Annotated in this window: 20 protein-coding genes; 8 read left to right on the top strand and 12 right to left on the bottom strand. The window is 57.4% G+C overall.

The annotated features are described in order from the left end of the window. Window positions 1-61 precede the first annotated feature (61 nt). On the bottom strand, window positions 62-1,501 hold the full coding sequence (locus P8935_RS16995; protein ID WP_348261487.1) for a C45 family peptidase: 1,440 nt from the start codon (window positions 1,499-1,501) through the stop codon (window positions 62-64). 89 nt (window positions 1,502-1,590) lie between these two features. After that, window positions 1,591-3,576, bottom strand: a complete 1,986-nt coding sequence (locus P8935_RS17000) for a CCA tRNA nucleotidyltransferase (RefSeq protein WP_348261488.1) — start codon at window positions 3,574-3,576, stop codon at window positions 1,591-1,593. A gap of 164 nt (window positions 3,577-3,740) precedes the next feature. Here P8935_RS17000 and P8935_RS17005 point away from each other — a divergent pair, with 164 nt between their 5' ends. From P8935_RS17005 to P8935_RS17020, 4 genes are all read left to right on the top strand, one after another. Continuing rightward, window positions 3,741-4,268: a hypothetical protein gene (locus tag P8935_RS17005; RefSeq protein WP_348261489.1), complete on the top strand. Its 528-nt coding sequence runs from the start codon at window positions 3,741-3,743 to the stop codon at window positions 4,266-4,268. Window positions 4,269-4,280: 12 nt separating this feature from the next. Further along, window positions 4,281-5,360, top strand: a complete 1,080-nt coding sequence (lpxD, locus tag P8935_RS17010; RefSeq protein WP_348261490.1) for a UDP-3-O-(3-hydroxymyristoyl)glucosamine N-acyltransferase — start codon at window positions 4,281-4,283, stop codon at window positions 5,358-5,360. Beyond that, window positions 5,357-5,740: a hypothetical protein gene (locus tag P8935_RS17015; protein WP_348261491.1), complete on the top strand. Its 384-nt coding sequence runs from the start codon at window positions 5,357-5,359 to the stop codon at window positions 5,738-5,740. Before lpxD ends, P8935_RS17015 begins: the two co-directional genes overlap by 4 nt. A 155-nt stretch (window positions 5,741-5,895) precedes the next feature. Beyond that, window positions 5,896-7,689 carry a diguanylate cyclase gene (locus P8935_RS17020; protein ID WP_348261492.1) on the top strand — a complete coding sequence of 598 codons (1,794 nt, stop codon included), beginning with the start codon at window positions 5,896-5,898 and terminating at the stop codon, window positions 7,687-7,689. A 66-nt stretch (window positions 7,690-7,755) separates the two neighbouring features. On the opposite strand, the gene P8935_RS17025 is transcribed toward P8935_RS17020, so the two are convergent. From P8935_RS17025 to P8935_RS17040, 4 genes are all read right to left on the bottom strand, one after another. After that, window positions 7,756-8,709, bottom strand: coding sequence for a hypothetical protein (locus P8935_RS17025; RefSeq protein WP_348261493.1), 954 nt, complete (start codon window positions 8,707-8,709; stop codon window positions 7,756-7,758). A 97-nt stretch (window positions 8,710-8,806) separates the two neighbouring features. Then, window positions 8,807-9,757: a glutamate formimidoyltransferase gene (gene ftcD / locus P8935_RS17030; RefSeq protein WP_348261494.1), complete on the bottom strand. Its 951-nt coding sequence runs from the start codon at window positions 9,755-9,757 to the stop codon at window positions 8,807-8,809. Between the two features lie 49 nt (window positions 9,758-9,806). Continuing rightward, complete coding sequence (locus P8935_RS17035) at window positions 9,807-10,577, bottom strand: acyloxyacyl hydrolase (RefSeq protein ID WP_348261495.1); 771 nt, start codon at window positions 10,575-10,577, stop codon at window positions 9,807-9,809. A gap of 95 nt (window positions 10,578-10,672) precedes the next feature. Further along, on the bottom strand, window positions 10,673-11,419 hold the full coding sequence (locus P8935_RS17040) for a YebC/PmpR family DNA-binding transcriptional regulator (RefSeq protein ID WP_348261496.1): 747 nt from the start codon (window positions 11,417-11,419) through the stop codon (window positions 10,673-10,675). A 164-nt stretch (window positions 11,420-11,583) separates the two neighbouring features. On the opposite strand from P8935_RS17040, the gene P8935_RS17045 reads away from it, so the two are divergent. Then, a complete protein-coding gene (locus tag P8935_RS17045; RefSeq protein WP_348261497.1) occupies window positions 11,584-12,387 on the top strand; it encodes a hypothetical protein in 804 nt (267 codons plus the stop codon). Between the two features lie 39 nt (window positions 12,388-12,426). On the opposite strand, the gene P8935_RS17050 is transcribed toward P8935_RS17045, so the two are convergent. From P8935_RS17050 to mazG, 5 genes are all read right to left on the bottom strand, one after another. After that, window positions 12,427-13,317, bottom strand: a complete 891-nt coding sequence (locus P8935_RS17050) for a DUF2076 domain-containing protein (protein WP_348261498.1) — start codon at window positions 13,315-13,317, stop codon at window positions 12,427-12,429. A 132-nt stretch (window positions 13,318-13,449) separates the two neighbouring features. Continuing rightward, a complete protein-coding gene (locus P8935_RS17055) occupies window positions 13,450-13,902 on the bottom strand; it encodes a GNAT family N-acetyltransferase (protein ID WP_348261499.1) in 453 nt (150 codons plus the stop codon). 20 nt (window positions 13,903-13,922) lie between these two features. Continuing rightward, window positions 13,923-15,053, bottom strand: a complete 1,131-nt coding sequence (gene menC / locus P8935_RS17060; protein ID WP_348261500.1) for an o-succinylbenzoate synthase — start codon at window positions 15,051-15,053, stop codon at window positions 13,923-13,925. Between the two features lie 96 nt (window positions 15,054-15,149). Continuing rightward, window positions 15,150-15,941: a GNAT family N-acetyltransferase gene (locus P8935_RS17065; RefSeq protein ID WP_348261501.1), complete on the bottom strand. Its 792-nt coding sequence runs from the start codon at window positions 15,939-15,941 to the stop codon at window positions 15,150-15,152. Then, a complete protein-coding gene (gene mazG, locus P8935_RS17070; protein ID WP_348261502.1) occupies window positions 15,938-16,912 on the bottom strand; it encodes a nucleoside triphosphate pyrophosphohydrolase in 975 nt (324 codons plus the stop codon). The genes P8935_RS17065 and mazG overlap by 4 nt, the downstream gene beginning before the upstream one ends. 173 nt (window positions 16,913-17,085) lie before the next feature. On the opposite strand from mazG, the gene P8935_RS17075 reads away from it, so the two are divergent. Beyond that, window positions 17,086-17,997 (top strand): prepilin peptidase, encoded by a 912-nt coding sequence (locus tag P8935_RS17075; RefSeq protein WP_348261503.1) that lies wholly within the window; start codon window positions 17,086-17,088, stop codon window positions 17,995-17,997. A gap of 36 nt (window positions 17,998-18,033) precedes the next feature. Here P8935_RS17075 and P8935_RS17080 read toward each other — a convergent pair whose 3' ends face one another. Continuing rightward, a complete protein-coding gene (locus P8935_RS17080; RefSeq protein ID WP_348261504.1) occupies window positions 18,034-18,780 on the bottom strand; it encodes a tetratricopeptide repeat protein in 747 nt (248 codons plus the stop codon). Between the two features lie 51 nt (window positions 18,781-18,831). Between P8935_RS17080 and P8935_RS17085 the strand changes: the two genes are divergently transcribed. Further along, window positions 18,832-19,410: an SET domain-containing protein-lysine N-methyltransferase gene (locus P8935_RS17085; protein ID WP_348261505.1), complete on the top strand. Its 579-nt coding sequence runs from the start codon at window positions 18,832-18,834 to the stop codon at window positions 19,408-19,410. 75 nt (window positions 19,411-19,485) lie between these two features. Next, window positions 19,486-19,881: a hypothetical protein gene (locus P8935_RS17090; protein WP_348261506.1), complete on the top strand. Its 396-nt coding sequence runs from the start codon at window positions 19,486-19,488 to the stop codon at window positions 19,879-19,881. Window positions 19,882-19,953 lie beyond the last annotated feature (72 nt).

Consider the following 19,953-nt stretch of genomic DNA (forward strand, 5'->3'; position numbering starts at 1 on the left):
CAGGCGCCTGCCTTCTCTGCTGATGGCGTCCTTCGCAATCTCCGCGTCAAGGTCAGGATGCTTATTTGTCACCCGCTGAAAACTTCGTCCACGGGCCCGCCTTCATGTCCTTGAGAATCGGCTTCAGATAATCGAATTCTGGATGCGCGACGAAGAATGGGGCTGCAATGAAATCTTCTCCGCAGGGATGGCCTGCGCGCGCAATCAGCGAGAGATTCGCAGCAAGATCAGAATCCGTCACCTTCCCGGTAACCGCGCCATCGGGATAGTACGGCGGATCATTCCACTCGGGCACTCCGTGGGGATCGGCGTCGATGTGTCCGCAGAGGGTGCGCGCGTCGGCGTGGACTTTCCCGGTAAAGCTGTCTTCGTGATTCGAAAGAAATTCCTGCGCGAGATTGACATCGATCTTGCCCTTGTTCGAAGCAATCTTGCCTTCCCAGGTCAGGTGACGCGCATTCATCGAATTGGACTTGTCGGAAGAATCGAATCCGTCGGTTTCATTCTTGATGAGTGCAGGGTCACGCGGGAAGTTTGAACTGATGAAGTATCCGTCCTTCGATCGCCATAGCGGAGTGTTTTTCAAACCCAGTTCCAAATATGCAATCTCGCCGGTCTTGCGATCGCCCACCAGCCAGTCGTTGGCGTAGCCCCCATTGTTCCCTTCTTTGATGATGTCGACGTACTCGTCAATCGAACTCGCATACTGCATGGCTTTGCGCGAGCGAACGAACTCAGGCTTGCCATCCGGATCCCATCCGACAAATTGCGTAATCGTGGTCTCAGTGATGATGAGGCCAGCATCGGTCACACCGAAGTCGTCCTGGCTTGTGATCACGCCCGGTTCTCCGTCCATCACCATGCGGTGGCCATGTTCCGGCTGGATGTCGAACATCACGGTCCACCGCTCGCCGTCGGCATAGGTTGACCAGTTATTGTGCGCAACTACGATTTTGCCTCCCTTAGTGAAACTGCCCGTAGCAATGAAAGCTGAGCAGTGACCTTCGGGGCGAATTACGGGCGTCCTGGCATGTTCGCTCTTGTTGAGCCAGGGAACGTAATAGTCCGGCAACTCAATTCCAGCGTTGAGCGCGACCACATCCCACACATCAATCTTGATTCCCTTGGATTGCGCGCCCTTGGCGATGCCTTCGAGTTCCTGTTGATACTCAGTATCGATATGCGGCCAGAGCATCTTGCGGCCCGCTTCGCGATAAAAAGTCCAGTCGCGTTTGGTGTCGTGTTGCGTTTCAAGTTTGATGACGGCTAGCAGGTCAGCGATCTCCGCAGCGAGCAATTGACCATGTTGAAAGCCGATCTGCGCGGGTGTCCCTTCAAGGTGCACGTACTTCCATCCGCCGCGATCAAAGCGATATCCGGCTCCGCTAGTTTGAGGAGTGGGCGACGGAGTCGCAGCGCGGCGGGCAAAAACCGGGGATGCGGTTGAAAGGAAAATGCAGAACAGACAAAGAAACGAGGCGCGGGAAAGTAGGCGGACCATGAAGGTTCTCCCGGAGGTCATGATTGTGAAACGAGAATAACAGTAGCGGCACGCGGAAAAGGAACTGTCTCCTCTCCCGCGCGACACAGCTAATGCTTTTTGCCAGCTTTGTGAACTGGCTTTTTGGCCGCCGGCTTCGAAGACTTCGCCGGGGTGTGCGGTTTGGCCTTGGCCACCGGGGCGGGCTTTTTGGCGGCCACTGCCTTGTGTGCCGGCTTGGCGTGCGACTTGACCTGGGCTGCCTTCACTGCAGGCTTAGCAGGAGTTTTAGCTACAGGTTTTGTAGGAACAGGCTTGACCGGGTGCGCAGGCTTGGCTGGTGGCGCAGCTTTCTTGGCAGCCGGCGCGGGCGCAGCTACCTTGCCCTTCTCAGCCTTGGGCGGTTCAGGCTTCCCTTTCGCAGGCGGAGTTACTTTGCCTGCCGAAGTTGCCTTTGCAGTCGCTTCGGGTTTGACTGCGGTTTTGCCCACCGGCACTTCATTTTTGTGTGAGGCCGCTTTGCCGGGTTTGGCCGGCGCCGGCTGCTTGCCGCGGCCTTTGCGCACCGGCTCTTCGTCTTCGTCGTCCGAATCAACCTCGTCCGATTCTGGTTCTTCCTCGTCTACGATTTCTTCGTCGAGGTCGTCTCCCTTGGGCAGGTTCAGGCCCAGATCGATCTCCTCGTCATCCCCGCCGCCGATATCGTCCAGGTCGTCTTCGTCGCCGCCCTCTTCATCTTCATCGTCGTCGAATGACTTCTCTTTGACCTTCTCAACGTTGCGCTTGGCGCGCGTGCGCTTGATGGTGATCTGCGGCGGTGGTGCAGGCGGAGAATGCGGTTCCAGGAATGCCTTGATCTCTTCCGGAGTATTCAAACCACCGTCGATCAGTTGCAGGAAGATCTGGTGAACGATGTCCTTGTAGGTGGCAAGATCCGGCGTAATCCGCATCTCCTGCATCTGCGCATACGGAGTTCTCTGGCGCGCCTCGGGCCATGTCTTGAGGAACAATTCGTATTTGGCCTTCACAGCGCTGTCTTTGCTGGTGAACCCGAGCCAAAGCACCGCTTCGGGGTCGTGAGTCGTAAATAGCTTGTAGGCCAGGGAGGGCGTTGCATTCGCCTTGCTCAGAAGTACCTTTGCGAATCCGCTCGCAAGAGAATCCAGGCTGTTCCACTCTTCCACAAAACCCTGCCGAAGCATTTGCTTCTTCAGAGCGGACAGATCTTTGGGCGACATCTTCGCTGTCAACAGTTGCATCTGCCCCGCAGACATGTCGGGATGCACACCCTGCATCTGCAACTGCGCGCGGAGGTCATGCAAAGCGTTCAGTTTCTCTTCGTCTGCCTTGGCCGCGGTCCAAGATGGAAAGAGCACGTTCATCCAGCCTTCGGCTTCAAGAGCGCGCAACACCTTCAGCCCCTCATCCTCGTGGCCGATCTGCTCGAGTTCGAAACTGTGGTCGTGCGCTGAAAGATGTTCGATGACATTCTCTGCCTTGGCATTCTCATAGCGCTGTTGCGTGCGCGGATCGAGATCCCAACTCAAGCGCGCGATATAGCGCGTGGCACGAATCAGGAAAGCCGGCTCTTCAAGAAATCCGTAATTGGAGACCAGGCGCAAGGTGCGGGCTTCAATGTCAGCCGCGCCGTTCATAGGATCCATCAACAGGCCGAAAGAACCCTCATTGAGAGAGATGGCCATGGCGTTGACGGTAAAGTCGCGCCGGCGGAGGTCGTCCTGAATTGATGACAGATGAAATACCGGTTTACCGGGCTTGGCGTAATCGCGGCGGTGGGTGCTTACCAGGTCTACACGGACAGTTCCGGGAAAGCAGAGGTAGAGAGCATGGGAAGCTTCGTCTTCGCCCCACGTCTTGGCTCCGACCTTTTCGATCGCTTTTTTGAGCTTGAGAGCATTGCCCTGGACGGCGACTTCGATGTCGCGAACGGCGTGACCGCTGGTCAGATCCCGGACGGCGTCGCCGGTAAGGAAGAGGAGGATACCGGCCTCTCGGGCCACTTCGCGCAACTGCCGCAGTGCATTCTGCTGATCGGCTGAAAGCCGGTTCTCAAGAAGGTAAATGTAGTCGGGCATTCCGTTCCTGCTTCCACCTGCAAAACCAAGGGCAAGTCTCTGATGCTGTTCAGCTTACGGCGCCATGCACGAGAGGTTGCAAATGAGTACCTTATCATAATCCAACCCTATTGACCAGAGAGAACGGCACCAGTTTTGCGACTTTTGGAGGCGCATTCGGGCCGGTGCGTGCGACAATCCAAGCCATGGGCTCGGCTCGTAAGCCAGTGATTGTGCGCAAGTTCTCTCGCGAGTGGTACGCGGGGTACGCTGGCTCTGTCTTCGGGCAGGAAGCCGCTGCCTTGGAGATACTCGACCTCAGCGGAAAGGTACTCACCGTCAGCTGGGAGGCCGTTAAATGGGTTTGCTATGTGCGTGACTTCTCCTCGAGTAGCGACATGGCCAATCCGGAACGTCTGCTGCAGAAGAAGTTTACGGTTCGGCCCCGCGCTGCCGGACTCTGGCTACGGATGACGTTGAACGACGGAGATGAACTGGAGGGAATTGCCTCCAACGACCGGTCGCTGGTGACGGGCGCAGGCCTGTTTGTGACCCCTCCCGACACGCGCTCCAATACCCAGCGCATTTATGTCCCACGGCAGGCAATCCAAGCTCTGGAGGTTGTGAGCCTGATCGGAGGTCCCGGAAAGAAGAGAAAGGCCGAGCCGGGAGGCCAGCCCGAACTCTTCCCTGCCGAGACAGACGCAGAGTAGGCGGAGGCTCTTGTGGCCCGGTCCGTTACAATTCCCTCGATGAAACTTGGCGAACTGGCAAGTCGGCTAGGTGCGGAGCTGCGCGGCGACGCGGAGCTGGAAATCACTGGAGTGAAAGGGATTGAGGATGCTGGCCCCTCCGAGATCACCTTTGTAGCCAATCCCAAATATGCCGGTCTCGCGCGGAAGACTGCCGCGGCTGCAGTTCTGGTGGAACCGGAGTTTCCGGAGATCGACGCCGCTACGGTCCGCATCAAGAATCCCTACCATGCCTTTTCGCGGGCGCTGGGAATGTTTTATCAGCCTCCGGCGTATCCGGCCGGTATCCATGACACTGCCGTAATCGATCCCACAGCCCAGATCAGCGAAGGCGCGCACATCGGCGCTTACGTGGTGGTGGGAGCAAATGTGAAGCTGGGACCCAATGCCACACTCCTGCCTCACGTCGTGCTTTATCCGGGTGTCAGGACGGGTAGCCGCTTTTTTGCACATGCGCACGCGGTGGTCCGCGAAGGCTGCGAGCTTGGCGACGACGTCACACTGGAAAACGGGGCCATCGTCGGCGCTGATGGGTTTGGATTCTCGAAGAACGACAAGGGACAGTGGCAGAAGATTCCTCAGTCAGGGCCGGTCCGCATCGGCGACCGTGTGGATATCCAGGCCAATGCTTGCGTGGATCGAGCGACCGTCGGCGCAACTGAAATCGGCGAAGGCAGCAAGATCGACAACCTCGTCCAGATCGGACATGGATCGCGCGTTGGGAAAGATACTCTCGTCTGCGCACAAACCGGGCTTGCAGGATCGTCGGTGATCGGCAACAACGTGATTCTGGCAGGACAGACAGGAATTGCCGGGCACCTCACCGTCGGGGATGGGGTGATCCTTACCGCGCAGTCGGCGGTGAGCCACGACGTTCCGGCGGGCAAGATAATCTCCGGCTCACCGGGATTTGATAATCGTATTTGGTTGCGCGCCGTTGCCATCTTTCAACGTCTGCCGGAGTTGCTGAAGCGGCTCGACAGGCTGGAGAAGCGCGTTGCGCAGACGTCGCCGACATCGGATACATCTGCTGAGAACGGAAACACGGAATGAACAGGATCGTCCGCACTTTGCCAAAGCTCTTAACCGCCGCCTTGTTGCTGCTTGGATTCAGCATGCTCACTGCCTGCCACTCGTATCACATCGAAGCGACGGTCGAGAATCACACTGGGGGCACGGTAACGCTGCTTGAGGTTGATTATCCCAGCGCGAGTTTTGGCAAGGACACGCTGGCTGCGGACGAAGTTTTTCATCATCGCATCCAGACGCGCGGCGACGGGCCCATCTCTGTGCAGTACACGGGACCCCATGGACGCACGGTTCAGGTGCAAGGGCCTCAGATCTACGAACAGCAGGAAGGCAGCATCGAGATTGTGTTGCTTCCCAATGGGAAGGCTGAATTCCATCCTGCTTTGAGCCCACAGCATTCTTAAGGACATCTCACACGATCTCGTGTGTCGACAGGTTTCCTTGTCTCATCTCCGCTGCAGGAAAGCCGATAACCCACTTGGAGTCTGGAGTGGTTCGAGGCTTTCGCACAGGACGCAGTCTGTATATATCGCAAGCGATAGTGCGATACGGCGGCGCCATGCGTGTTGCTGGCAGCTTTGTTGTCGTCTTTGTAGCTTCGCTGGTGATGGGACTTGAAGACTGCGGGCGGCTCATCTGGTTTGCCAACGGCTTGTTGCTTTCCTATCTTCTTCTAGCGCCACGGTGGCTCTGGAGGCGCTACTGCATCGCTGGATTTGCAGCCATTCTCGCGGGTGGTTTGATTGTCTTTCCTCACGCTCTGTTGAAGTGCACTGCTCTGTCTGCACTGAATATGACTGAAGTTTTGATCGCGGCACGGCTGCTGCGCAAACGTTCGATGGAGTTGCCTTGCTTCACCAATCAGCGATATCTGCTGCGCTTCGGCCTGTTCGCTGTTCTTGTTGCGCCTGCCGCCGTCGGCGCGGTCGATGTGGTTGGGACATGGATCTCAACGAAAGTGCTGGATTGGGGCACTCTCTTCACCTGGTTCACGGCGGACGGCCTGGGAACGGCGATCGTTGCGCCTGCCTGTGTATCACTTTTTTCGTCGCCTAAAAGCCACGCCGGAGTATTAAAAAAGCATTGGTATCTTCCACTGGCATTTGTTTCGATCACGCTTCTGTCGTTCTGCCAAAAGGATTACCCTGTCATCTTTCTTCTTTATCCCGTAGTTGCAATGATTCTTTTTCGATTAGGGCTGGGAGGAGCATCAGCGGCGACATTGTTTGTGGCCGCTGCGGGTAGCTGGTTCACGATCCACGGAGCGGGACCTTTTTCGCGGATTGGCAGCGCATCTCAGGTCGCGCCGACCTTGTTGCTGCAGCTCTATCTTGCGTCGGGAATGTTTCTTGTCTTCGCAGCGGGGTCGGTACTGGGTACGCTGCGTTCCACGGAGCGCCGGTTGCGCGAAACGGTATCGCTTCATAACCTCGTCACTGAGAATTCGCGCGACCTTATCATTCTCGCTGACTTCATCGGCAACCGCAGTTATGTTTCCGCTTCGGCTTCAACCTGGGGAGGATGGCGAAGCGATGAATTGACGCGGAAGAGCAGCCTGGAGCTTGTACACCCGGAGGATCGCGGGAAGGCTGAGACGATTGTGCGTGGTATGCAACTGGGCAGCGACGGCGGCCTGCTCGAGTGCCGGGTGAGAAACAAGGAGGGTGAATATGTCTGGGTCGAAGCCAATCTTCGCCCGGTGCGCGACCCCGTCACAGGCGTGCCCATTGGCGTTTTGAATATGGTGCGCGACATCTCAAAGCGCAAGAGAGCGGAATATGAATTGATGAGAGCCAATGCCGCGCTCGAGGCGCTCGCGGTAACCGACGCGATGACCCACCTCGCGAACCGGCACAGGTTCGACAAAGCTCTATCGGATGAATGGCGGCGAGGCATGCGCGAACATTCGCCTCTGTCGCTTCTGTTGCTGGATGCGGATTGGTTCAAGTCTTACAACGATACCTACGGTCATCCGCGGGGAGACAGTTGCCTGAAACAGATTGCCGAGGCTATGCAGGACGTTGTGACTCGGTCTTCTGATCTGGTAGCTCGCATCGGCGGCGAGGAGTTTGCGGTCATTCTTCCCAACACATCCGGAGATGGTGCATTCCAAGTTGCAGATCAAATCTGTGCGGCGGTCCGTCGCCGAAAGCTGCCGCACAACACCAATCCGATGGGAATTGTGACTATATCGATCGGCTGTGCGACCGTGATTCCAAGTCTTGGCCAGCAATCTTCCATCCTCATGCAGCGCGCCGACAACGCACTCTACGCGGCCAAGAATGCGGGACGCAACCAAGTTTGCGGCGCGGCCCTTGAGCTGCCGACGGAGTGCATTCTGCAAGTGAGCTGATCATTGGAGAAACAAAAACCGAAGCCGAAGCTCCGGTTTTTGCAGTTCACAGATTGATCCAGACGATCAGTGAATCATGCTTTGGAAGAGTGATGACTTCAGCAGGGCGTTGAAGTCGTTGTCCGTGGTGGCAAAGTGGACATTCAACTGGCCTGAATTTGAAGTGATATCGGTGGCCGCGAGTGCAGCTTTCTCAGTTTCGTCACCGCTCATCTTTTTGTAGACGATGGCGGCAGAAAGCAACGACGACACGGTGGCTGCTGCAAACGAGTCGCCGGTGGCGATGGTGAGGTCAAACTTTACGCCGTGCTGAAAGTTCATGCCGTACCAGGACGAATCGAGGCGCTTGCGAACTGATTCGAAATCTGTAACCGAACCGGCTTCTCCAAGCACCTGCTTCATCATTGTCTGAGTGCCTGCTTTATCGAGAATGCTCCACAGCGGATCGGAATCGACAGAGCGCATGGCGTCCATCATCGGAGCATTGGTGAGCATGCCAGCAGACAGGCCGTCGCGTACGTCGAGCGCCTTCTTTACAGCTTCCTGGCTTCCAAACACCATGGTGGAAGGATCAACGAAGCAGAGTACCATTCCCGTGTGAGCCAGCGGAAAGACGCGATTGGTACGGACAAGCTTGGCGACGACTTTCTGCTTGCGGAAGTTCGCCATAATGTCCGCCACGTCGAATTGTCCCTGTGCGATCCCTACTGTCTCCAAGTCTTCGCTGGAAGCGCTCATGCGGAACAGTGCGAAGGCGAGTTGGTCGATGTCGTGATTGTCGTTCAGGCCGGACTTGCGAATCGCGTCATCAAACTGCTTGAGATCGGGAGGCATCACACGGTCGCGCAGCTCCATGGCCGTGCTCGAATTCTGCATAGCGCGGTAGTCGATCACCACCAACTGCTGCACATCATGCGGAATGGCTGCGCGAGCATCGCCGGTAAGCTGGGCCGCCGGAGCTGCGGCGGTTATCGCCACAAGAAAAGCCGGAACCGAGATTCTGGCGAAAAACTTGAACATTTTTGATCCTCTGGTGCCGTAATGGCTCGGTTATTCGTGCATAAAGCGCAGGGAAACTCTCATCATCCTGCATCACCATTTTACCGCTGTACAGTCTTTAGACGTTGGCCAGACCCGTATTGGTACTGTTACCTTCGCCGGGCCAGGAAAGGGGCGCGGCGAGGCGCCTTTCCAGGATCTTGGTCTCGTCATCGAACTCGATTAACTGACGCATCCACTCGGCTTCGCGCTCACATGCCTCTTCAGGCACCAGCCCCACGAGTTCACCCTCCACCGGCGCCGTTTTATGTTTCATGGCCAGACGCGACACCGTTGCGTATACCTGTGAAACCGGGGTGGATTTGAAATCAGTGATATTCATGGAAAGCCGGGCACGGCCGTGCGCCAGCACCCCCAGCGCTTTCACCCCGTGGAGGCCGCCAAAGGCTGCGCGCACGTCGCGAGCGATGGCGCGCACCACGGCAACATCCGCAGAATCGAAATACACGTTATAGGCTACGAGGAACTTGCGTGCTCCCACTGCGCATGCGCCCGCTGTTGGATGCAAACCGGGTCCGCCGAGATCGGGACGGCGCGCTGCCTCTTTGCGGACGGCATCGCGCAACCCTTCAAACTGGCCGCGACGCACATCGTCGAGATTGGCACGATCGGGACGCGATGCGGCCCCTTCGTAAAAATAAACAGGTACCCCGAAGCGGCGCCATATCTCGAGCCCCGCCTGGCGAGCGAGCATGACACACTGCTCCAGCTTTATGCCGGAGACAGGCACAAAAGGAACCACGTCGGCGGCACCGATGCGAGGATGCAAACCTTCCTGGCTAGTGAGATCGATAAGTTCCACGGCCTTGCCGACGCCGCGTACGGCAGACTCGAGCACAGCAGAAGGCTCCCCGGCGATCGTGACAACGCAACGGTTGTGGTCGGCGTCTCTGGTCCAATCCAGAAGCCGCACACCCTCAACCCGCATGGCGGCCACAATGGCTTCGACACGCCGGGCGTCCCTGCCCTCAGAGAAGTTGGGAACGCACTCGACTAACGCCTCTTTCATTTTTGTCTTTCAACCAGCGCGCAACCGGGCGATCTTGCGCGACGCCCTTCTACTTCCAGAATGTGTATCCGAGTTGGAACTGCAAGCTCGCATTAACCCCGGGGTTGCGATCGCCAAGAGATGCCGAAGAGATATGTACGGCATTCACGCCAAGATCGACTGATCTTTTGTCGCGCATAAAGTAATGGATTCCAATCCCACCTTGCGGTGAGAAGTTCCAAACCGAAGTGCCTCCCGGTGTTCCATGCGGCACCAGAACCTCCGGCGGAAATTTGTGGGTGGTGTAAATCAATCCGCCTGCGCCCTGGAACCATGGCTGTATGCGCTTGGAGTGGGTGAGGAAGTTCCAGCGGAAGATCACGGGAGTCAGACTGAAGCCGGTGTAGGTACCACCGCCAATCGGCTCGTTATAAGTCACACCCTGGTAGACGAAAATCTGGTTGTGCGGCGCAGGGGTATATGCCTGCCACAGCGGCATGATGTTCACCGCGTATTGGAACTGCCCACTGAATATCCCGGCGTGCAGTGGAGGGGTGAGGATCTTGCCCGCTTCGACGCCAAGGGAGAGGAAATGATAATTGGAGCGGTCTCCGCCGATGCCGTTGCCGTAGTTGACGAAGGGCGCGAATTCCCAGCTACGATTGGCGCGAACATCAGCTACAGGGCTTGCTGGTGCCGATGAAAGTGGGCTCGAATCGATGAAACTGTTGGGGTCACCATCTGCCCGGCTGGGCCCGCTATTTGGAGCCTGGGCGGCCGCGACCAGACTTCCGGTCACGATAGAAATCGCCAGTAAACAAAACTTCGCAGTTGGGGTCAACGTTCTTCCCTTTTTATTCCGGTCTAAGATTTCGCATGTCATGAAAAAGGCCGCCATCTTCAGGCGGCCTTCGGATTGCCAGCCTGCCCTGGGATTTATCCAGCCACCTGTTCCATTTGCTCGGCGTCCATATCGAAGTTCGAGTACACATTCTGGGTGTCGTCGAAATCTTCAAGCGCTTCGAGCAGTCGGAGCATCTGGGCTGCTGCAGGTCCTTCAAGCTTGGTGTAGGTCGAAGCCAGCATCGTGACTTCGCTGGAGGCAACGGAAATATTTGCAGCCTTCACGCCGTTGAGTACGCCTTCAAAGGAGTGGGGATCGGTGACGATCTCCCATACTTCACCTTCGTCGCGCAGGTCTTCGCCGCCATGCTCGAGAACGATGTCCATCAACTTCTCTTCGGTGGCGTTCGCCTTTTCAATGTCGATCACGCCCTTTTTCGAGAACATGTGCAGAACCGAACCTGTAGAGCCAAGGTTGCCGCCATTTTTTGAGAAGGCGTGGCGAATTTCGCTGACGGTACGGTTGCGATTGTCCGTCAGCGTTTCCACCACGATTGCCACGCCGCCGGGGCCGTAACCCTCAAACGTGATCTCTTCGTAGCTCACGCCTTCCAGTTCGCCGGTACCGCGCTGGATGGCCCGCTTGATATTGTCCTGCGGCATATTCTCGGCCTTGGCCGCTGCCACGGCTGTGCGCAGCCGGGCGTTGGTGTCAGGATTGCCGCCGCCCTTGGCAGCCACAGCGATTTCCTTCAGCAGACGGGTGAATATCTTGCCGCGCTTGGCATCGAGCGCGCCCTTTTTGTGCTTGATTGTCGCCCATTTGGAATGGCCGGACATGAGAACCTCAATAGACGTGAAAATGACGGCGCGTATCCGCGTCGCCGTAGTGAGTATATCACTCAAAAGCATGGGTAATCCGGGCATTCACTCTACGCCAATGACATGCAATCATAGGGATAGCAAGCCTTTGTTTCCCGTAATCTCGCGCCGAAGGGGTCCCTTTGAAGTCCTTTGCTTTGACGCTTCTTTTTCTGGGATTCGCCGTGGGCATGGTCCATGCACAAGGCAACTACGAAATTCAGGTGTACGGATCCGAAACGCAACTCCCGAAAAGCACGATGGTTGAGTTGCACTCGAACTTTACGGCAGATGGCCAACGCCTAAAGATCGATGGAGTTGCGCCCACCTATCACCAAGAGCACGAGACCCTGGAAATCACCCAGGGCATCAACGACTGGTCGGAGATCGGCTTCTACCTCTTCACGAGCGAGCAGAACGGCATGGGTGTGCAATGGGTGGGCGATCATATCCGGCCGCGGGTACGTGTCCCGCCCGACTGGCACTGGAAAGTCGGTGTGAGCCTTTCGACAGAGGTGGGCTACCAGCGGGCTCTCTACGACCGCGACACCTGGACGTGGGAGATCCGGCCCATCGTTGACCGCCAGAAGGGCCGCTTTTACTGGGCAGTCAACCCGGCGCTAGAGCGCACCTTCCACGGGCCCGATGTCAACCTCGGACTCGACTTTGCGCCCGCCGTCAAACTTAGCTGGGATTTCACCAAGCAATTTGCCGCTGGATTGGAGTACTACGCGGACTATGGCAGCATCACGAATATTGCAAGTCTGCACAATCAGCAGCAGCAGATCTTCCCAGCTATCGACCTGAACGTCTCACCGAAGTGGGAGATCAACTTCGGGGTTGGCGTGGGACCAACGGCGGCAACCGACCATTGGATCGTTAAAGGAATTCTCGGCCGCAGATTTGACTGGGGGCACCACGACCGAGGTTCAATCAGAAATCCTTAGCTGCGCGGCCCAGGGCGCAAGCGTCCTGAGCCAGTCGCCCTAGAATCCGCCTCCGCCATCATCGGAACTCCCGCCACCATCGTCGAAGCTTCCGGAATCGTCAAAGCCTGATCCGTCGTCGACATTCTGGTCGTCGAAAGCTGCGGGATTGTCGAGGTTCGACGCATCCGCGAAGGCGCTGGCATCCTGATCGTTGGTTGCGAGGTCATTGCCAGCGTTTTGATCGAAGCCGCGCAGATTGTCGTTGGGATCGTTGTCCCGCGGATCGTAGGCGCCGCTGCCATCCTGCAGGTGATGTTCGCCGTGCTCGGCTCCGCGACCCGGCTCGTCGTAGTAGTTGTTGTTGATGATGGTTTCTTCTGGACGCCCGCCCATGCCGAACCCACCCATTCCATAGCCAGGGCCGTAACCACTGTGGCCAAAGCCATGAAGGATGGACTCGACACCTTCAAACGCCAGCGCTCCCGCCGCCACTCCTGCCGCGGTTTGCATGGCTCCACGAAGGAAGCTCGGCTGTCCAACCGGGACGTATTGCGCCTGCGGATATTGCGGCTGGCCATACTGCGGATACGGCTGGCTCGGCGGTGCATACTGCGGAACGGGCTGATAAGGGGGAGTCGGAGCCTGCTGGTATTGCGTCTGGGGCGCAGGGTCATGTTCGCCTAAGAGGCGGCCGAGAAAGCTGGTGGTGTGCGCCGGCTGCGGACGCTGCTGCTGTAGTTGCTGCTGCAATTGAGCGACCTGCGCCTTGGCCTGATCCAGAGCAATGTTCTGCACCAGTACCGTTTGCGCCAGCATGTAAAGCGCGTCTGGATTTGGCGCAAGCTTCTGGTTCAGCAGCGCCTCGGCGTCAGGATCCTTTTCATCAAGCTGTGTCTGGTTGACCCGCTCGATGAGCGAGTTAAGAAGCTGTTCTTCCTGGGGAGTCAAGGGTGTAACCTCCGGCGGCCTGCAACTGCGGGGTCGGGCCGCCCTCGCTATTGAGACGCGATCCCGCCGGCAAAGTTGCTCCGCCGCATGGGAGTACGCAACCTGCTGCGGTTCGGTTCCGATCTGGCCGAACTACAAAAGATAGCGGCATTTTCGGGTTTTTCCGCCGTACCGGTGAATGCCGCAGTCTTGCGGGACGTCGACAATCTCAAAGAATTCCGCTCCAGCAAGCTCAAGGCTGCGACGCGAAGCTGCGTTTTCGGGGTCGCAGGTAATCCAAAGCGGATCAATGCCGAGGCTTCGCGCAAATGGCACCAGCAACACGAGAGATCGCGCCGCATAATGATGTCCGCGAAAGGCCTGGTGGACACCGTAACCGATGTGCCCGGCGTAGCGCTCGATGTGTGGAGTTGACCCGATGCGCAGGTTGATCGCACCGATCTCTTCGTCACGCTCAATGCTCGTCATGCGGAAAAAATAGGTTGGCACACGGTGGAAGGAGTGCAGGGAGTAGTCGGCCAGACGCAACTCGAGGTCGCCGTGCCGCAACTTCAGCGACTTTGCGACCTCGATAGCATCGTTCATATCCGGCCAAGAATCTGAAACTATCTTTGCCCCACCAGTTCGAATGCTCGAATCTCTTCCTTGCGAACGGTCAATTGGTCGATGAGGTCGGTGCGAACTTCGTATCCGCGGCCCGGCGCATCGGAGATTAGAATCTCGCCCTCTGGGGTGACTGTGACTTCGGGCTCGATGATGTCCTCGCTCCAGTAGCGCGCTGATGCTGAGACATCACCGGGTAGGCGGAAGTTCTCCAGCGTCGAAAGCGCGATGTTATGTGCGCGCCCCACACCCGACTCCAGCATCCCTCCGCACCAAACGGATATACCGCGCTCCTGCGCCGCATTATGCACGGCGATGGCTTCGGAGAAGCCACCCACGCGGCCCAGCTTGATGTTTATGATCTTGCACGATTCCATCTCGATGGCGGCGAGGGCGTCGCGACGATTGCGAATCGACTCATCCAGACAGATCGGCGTGTTCATCCGCTTCTGCAGCATAGAGTGATAGTAGAAGTCGTCGTACCACAGCGGCTGCTCGACCATTAGCAAATCAAAAGCGTCGAAGTTCACCAAATGGTCGGCATCCTTCAGCTTGTACGCGGAGTTGGCATCGCAGCTGAGCATGATGTCAGGCCACTGGGTGCGCACCTTTTCAAACACTTCCACATCCCAGCCCAGCTTGCACTTCAGCTTGATGCGTTGATAGCCCGAGGCCAGTTCCCTTTCGATGATGTCCATCAATTCGGGAATCGACTTCTGAATTCCCAGCGAAACGCCGCACGGAATGCGGTCCCGCACCCCACCGATCAGCTGCGAAAGTGAAACGCCCTCGCGTTGTGCCTCGAGGTCCCAGATTGCGTTTTCGAGCGCGGCCTTGGCCATGGGATTGCCGCGCACAAGACTGAAAATCTTAGGGCAGTCGCCACCATGCTCAACCGTTGCACTGGCCAGCATTGGACCGAGTTCATTCACGATCACTTGCCAGGCTGTGTCGGTGGACTCGCCGGAGAAGTGTGGACGCTCGCCAGCTGTGCATTCGCCCCATCCCACCAGTCCTTCTGAGCGAATCTCGGCCAGCAGAATCCGGCGGTTGCGGGTTACACCAAAACTGGTTTCAAAGGGGCGCACTAGCGGAAGATGTAGTTCGCGGAGGACAATTCCGTCGATTCTCATAAAGTCTTGCTTCCCTCGAAGAGCTTTTAAAAAGATTGATGACCCGATGTTCCTGCAAATTTGATAACGATTTCAGAATTATGACCAACAGCGAGTTCATGCCCAGCGGGCTAGTTCGAAGACTCCGTTACCTTCCGCGTCCCTGGTAAAGGAGACAACGGCTAATCCTTTTGAAAATGCTTCTTGAAACCGACGGCGATTTTCATCCTGAACTGCAAGAGCGCGTTCCCGGCCAGCGGAGGACGCCTTCCACTCATAGATGGCGGCTGGAACCAAGATCCGTTCTTCAATCTCATATGCGGCTGCTTGACTGCCTTCCAGTATCCCCTTGACCCGGTCCGAATCGAGATACCACTCAGCAACCAATCGGTCGGTTGGAAGCCCACCCTGCAGTCGAGAAGAGGATACACCATAGAAATTCACATAATAGCTACGTACGATCGCTCCGAGCTTATGTATGTTTAGATGCGCGTTTTTGATCTCCAACGGATCGAAGGTCCACTCCATGCGGCGGATCCCGCGCGAAAGTGCTTCACGTCGTTGCTCCAGTTTGAGTTGCGCGCCAAGACCGCGATCGCGATAGTGATCCCGAACTGCCAGCATGTGGGAGTGCAGGTAGGGCTGTGGATTTCCGTCTGTGGAATTCTTCCCTGTCTTCACGCCGGGCAAAGACATGGCGAATCCCACCATTGACTCCGGAGTTCCATTGGGGGCAGCGCCGGGCAGGTCAGTGTCGAATGCACCGATAACCTGGCCTCCAATTTTTTGACCAACCAGGAACGCTTTGCGCGGAATGATGTCGCTATCGTCGTAGCCCCATGTCTCAATCTGCATCTGGACGCAGGCTTCGAGCTCATCGTGTCCCGAACAGGCGCGGATAAGAATCATGCGTGGGGCTCCATTTTGCGGGCAGCAGAATCAGACGCCGAGACGGCGAGCTTTCGCTTCGCGTCGGTCCAAAGCGCTTCGAGTTCGGCTGGCTGCAATTCCTCAAGCGGTTTCACCGAAGTGAGCTCCATCTGCCTGAAACGCTGACGGAAACGGAGATTGCAACCGCGCAGGGCCATCTCCGCGTCAACGCCAAGGTGGCGGCCTAGATTGACGACCGTGAAGAGTAAATCGCCTAGCTCGGCTTCGACCGCAGCCTTTACAGCGGGATCATGGGAAGTTTCGGCGGCAGCAGCTTCGGCCTCGAGTTCCGCCGTCTCCTCGGTCAGCTTGGGCAACAGGTCGCGCCAGTGCGGCCAGTCGAAGCCCGATTTCGCTGCCTTCGATCCGATCTTCGCGGCTTCAGCCAAGGCGGGCATAGCACGCTGAACCGAGTCGAGGCGAGACGCACCACGATTCCCTTCCGCCTGTGCTGTGGCTTTCGGCGCTTTCTCGGCGGCCTTGATGTCTTCCCAGTTGCGCAGCACCTTTGCCGAAGAACCTTCAACTGCGGCATCGACCGTCGCCTCATTGCCCGCCGCGCGCGATGCTTCCTCGCCGAAGACATGCGGATGGCGGCGAATGAGTTTCCGGTTCAGGTGGTCGAGCACATCCCCGATTGTGAAGTGACCGTCATTCGCCGCCATCTCTGCGTAGAAAAGTACCTGCAGCAACAGATCGCCTAGTTCTTCGGCAAGATGCGGGAAGTCGCGCCGCTCGATGGCATCGAAGACCTCATAGGCTTCTTCAAGGGTGTATTTGCGAATTGTGTCGAAGGACTGTTCACGATCCCATGGGCAACCACCGGGAGCGCGGAGCCGCGCCATGATGGCAACCGACTCCTGAAACAGGGCCGCCGCCCGCTCCGGATCAGTAACAACCGGTGCAGACGTTGGGGACTGAGGACTATGTGCGTCTCTCGCGCCGTCCATCGAAATCAGTGTAACCCTGCAGGTTGGGAGGTGGCCCGCATACTGAACGCAAAGACCAGTGATGGAGTGTCCGGCCGCAAATGACTTCGGAAGAGCGGGGAGCGCTCCTTCGGCTCTTGAAGCTGGTTGCGGAATGTGAGTTCTGAGGAAGTGGCCGTATACTCAACCTTCCGATGATGATTCGCATTGTGGGCACGATTTTGGCGGGACTGCTGGGGCTTGCCTTTGGCAGCTTTCTGAACGTGTGCCTCAGCCGCTGGCCGGAAGGCGAGAGCGTGGTCAAGCCGCGCTCGCATTGCCGCAATTGCGGGAGGACGCTGGCGTGGTGGGAGAATATTCCGCTGGTGAGTTGGACCGCGCTTCGTGGTCGGTGCCGAACCTGCAAAACGAAGATCAGTTGGCGCTATCCGCTGGTGGAGTTGTTTATTGGGACGTTGTGGTCATGGGAAGCATGGCATACAATCCCTTCCGACTTTCTCACCAGCGTTCCTGCCGGAGTCTTTCATTTTCAGCTCTACCTCGGTCTGAGCCGGATGTTCTTCTTTTGGATTCTGGTTGCCCTGGCAGTACTCGACCTAGAGCACTTGTGGCTTCCTGATTTTCTGACGTGGCCGGCAATCATAATGGGCGTCATTCTCAATTCCTTCAACTTGATTGTCGTCGTGAATCTGCAGAAATCAACCGAGGTTCCGATATCCGACATGATCGGAAACATCGGCCCGACAAGCCTGACCGGAGTTTTTGCAGCTCCGGTCGCCGCCGCTGCGGTTGTCCTCTTCATTCGCTGGATGTACAGGCTGGTTCGAAAACGCGAAGGCATCGGTCTCGGCGACGCAAAACTGATGGCAATGCTAGGCGCGTGGCTTGGACTCTCAGGGGCACTTCTTTCATTTGCGCTTGGCATCATGCTTGGGGCTGCATTCGCGATGGTCTTGCTTGCAGTGCCGGAATCGCGACGCGGATCTGACACATGGCTGCTATCGAAGCTTCCGCTCGGAACGTTTCTCTGTGTTGGCGGAATCGTCAGTGCGCTCTGGGGGCAACCGCTCATCGCAGCGTACTTGCGCTTTGTAGGAGTGAGATAGGGCCGCATTCAGCAGACAGTGACCAAGCGGCATAATCTACTGTTGCGGCTCCGGTGTAGCGGTTGCGGGAATTGCCGACACCGCCGGGGCATGCGCCAATTCCGGATCTTTTAACAGCTTCTTGGCTTCTTTGCCGTGTTTGCTGTCGGGGTCGTACTCCATCACCTTCTGGTAATTCGCCTTGGCACTCGCAAAGTCTCTCAACTGCCGCTGCGCCTCGGCGATTCCCCAATACACCTCGGGATTATCTGGATCGGTAACGAGCGCAGACTGGAACCGGGATAGTGCCGCCTTCCAATTCTTCCGGCTCAGTTCAAACTCGCCTACGTCTTCATCTTCTTTGGCCGTCACCTGGTGCACCACCGGCTCGTCGCCTCTTTTGCGCTTCCCTGTCGGTTTCATCTCATCGGGAATGTTCACATCGCCGGCCCCGTTCAGGCTGGAACTGAACCCGCTGTCTGAATCCGATGCGCCTGGCGGCGGATCGTCGGGACTTCGCGCAGGATCGGAATCGTCCTTCAGCAAGCTGGTTGTTCTCGCGCCCTCGTCATTGGAATCTGCAGGCGGAGCAGGCGCGGCCGTAGCTTCTCCATTTGTCGGAACCACGGGAACGCTTTTGGTGTCTTCTGGAAATGGATTCGCTTCGCTCGAAGGCTTTTGCGCAGGCTGAGTATTCGCCGGCGGCTTGGGCTGCTGGGCTGGCTGAGTCGCCTGCGCATGCAGTCCAACCGCTGCAATCAGGACGCATCCAATGCCGAGCGCATTGTGAAGTTTGACAATCATTCCAATTCTTTTCTTCGTTCCCACGTACTTTGCTGTCACTTCAATGTTACGATGCCTTGCATAGCGTACTTCAACTCACCCCAGGATAAAGCCGCACAACTTATGGGACTCATCATCCGGTCTTCTGCCATCCATGCCGCCGGCTGCTATAGCACTACCGCAGTTCGCAAGGGTACGCGCGTAGCCGAATATACCGGGCCGCGCCTGACCAAGGACGAAGCCGACGCAGCTAACGAAGACTCGCCCATCACCTACCTGTTTGGACTCGGAGACGGCGCAGTCGTCATCGACGGCCACTGCATGGCGATGTTCATCAACCACAGTTGCAACCCCAATTGTGAGACCGAGGAGATCCGGGGACGCGTCTGGATCCGCGCCATTCGCAAGATCCAACCCGGCGAAGAGATCACCTACGACTATTGCCTCTACGACGGCGGCGACGACGAGGCTATCTGCAACTGCGGGGCCAAGAAGTGTCGCGGGACCATGTACTCGCGCGAAGAGATTCGTCGTCGCAAGGCTGCCGCCAAGAAGGCGGAGAAGAAGAAGCCGGCCAAGCGGCGTACCCGCACCAAAGCCATTCCGATTCCGCGCCAGCCCGAGGTTGTCGAAGAAGAAGACGCGGCCTAACGGCGGCTACGGGCGTTGCGCTGTTTTGCGAATAGCCGATGCGCCAAGCCGCTTTCGAGCGATAGCATAGGCAGGATGACGCAAGAGCCCGAGCCACCGCCGTTGACCGATGAGCAACTCGAAATGTTGCGGCGCTTTGCGCTCTTTGAAGTAAGCCGCGATGAGATGCTTCGCGCGTTGGCCGGGGCATTCGACATCAACTTCGACCCTAAAGAAGAGACCGACAAAGGGATCACCCAGCGCCGCTCTGCCAATAACCGCTTCCCCATTCCGGAGCCGGGCATTGTCATCACCCGTGAACACATCTCCAATGCGCTGGAACACAAACGTTTCGAGATGATTTCCGAGCGCGACCTGGTCTACTGGGCAACGATCCTGCTGCTCAATGATGCCTATGTCTTCGATCCCGGCGATGAAGACATGATTGCCGAGTGGCTCAACGACATCAGCTTCAACCTTGACGCAAACTGATTGGCCTTTGCTGAAATCGCTACGGCTCCGAGGCGGATTTTCCACGCCGACACGCAGCAGCCCGGAACGATA

Origin of the sequence: Telmatobacter sp. DSM 110680 (assembly GCF_039994875.1) — a bacterium.
GTDB lineage: Bacteria > Acidobacteriota > Terriglobia > Terriglobales > Acidobacteriaceae > Telmatobacter.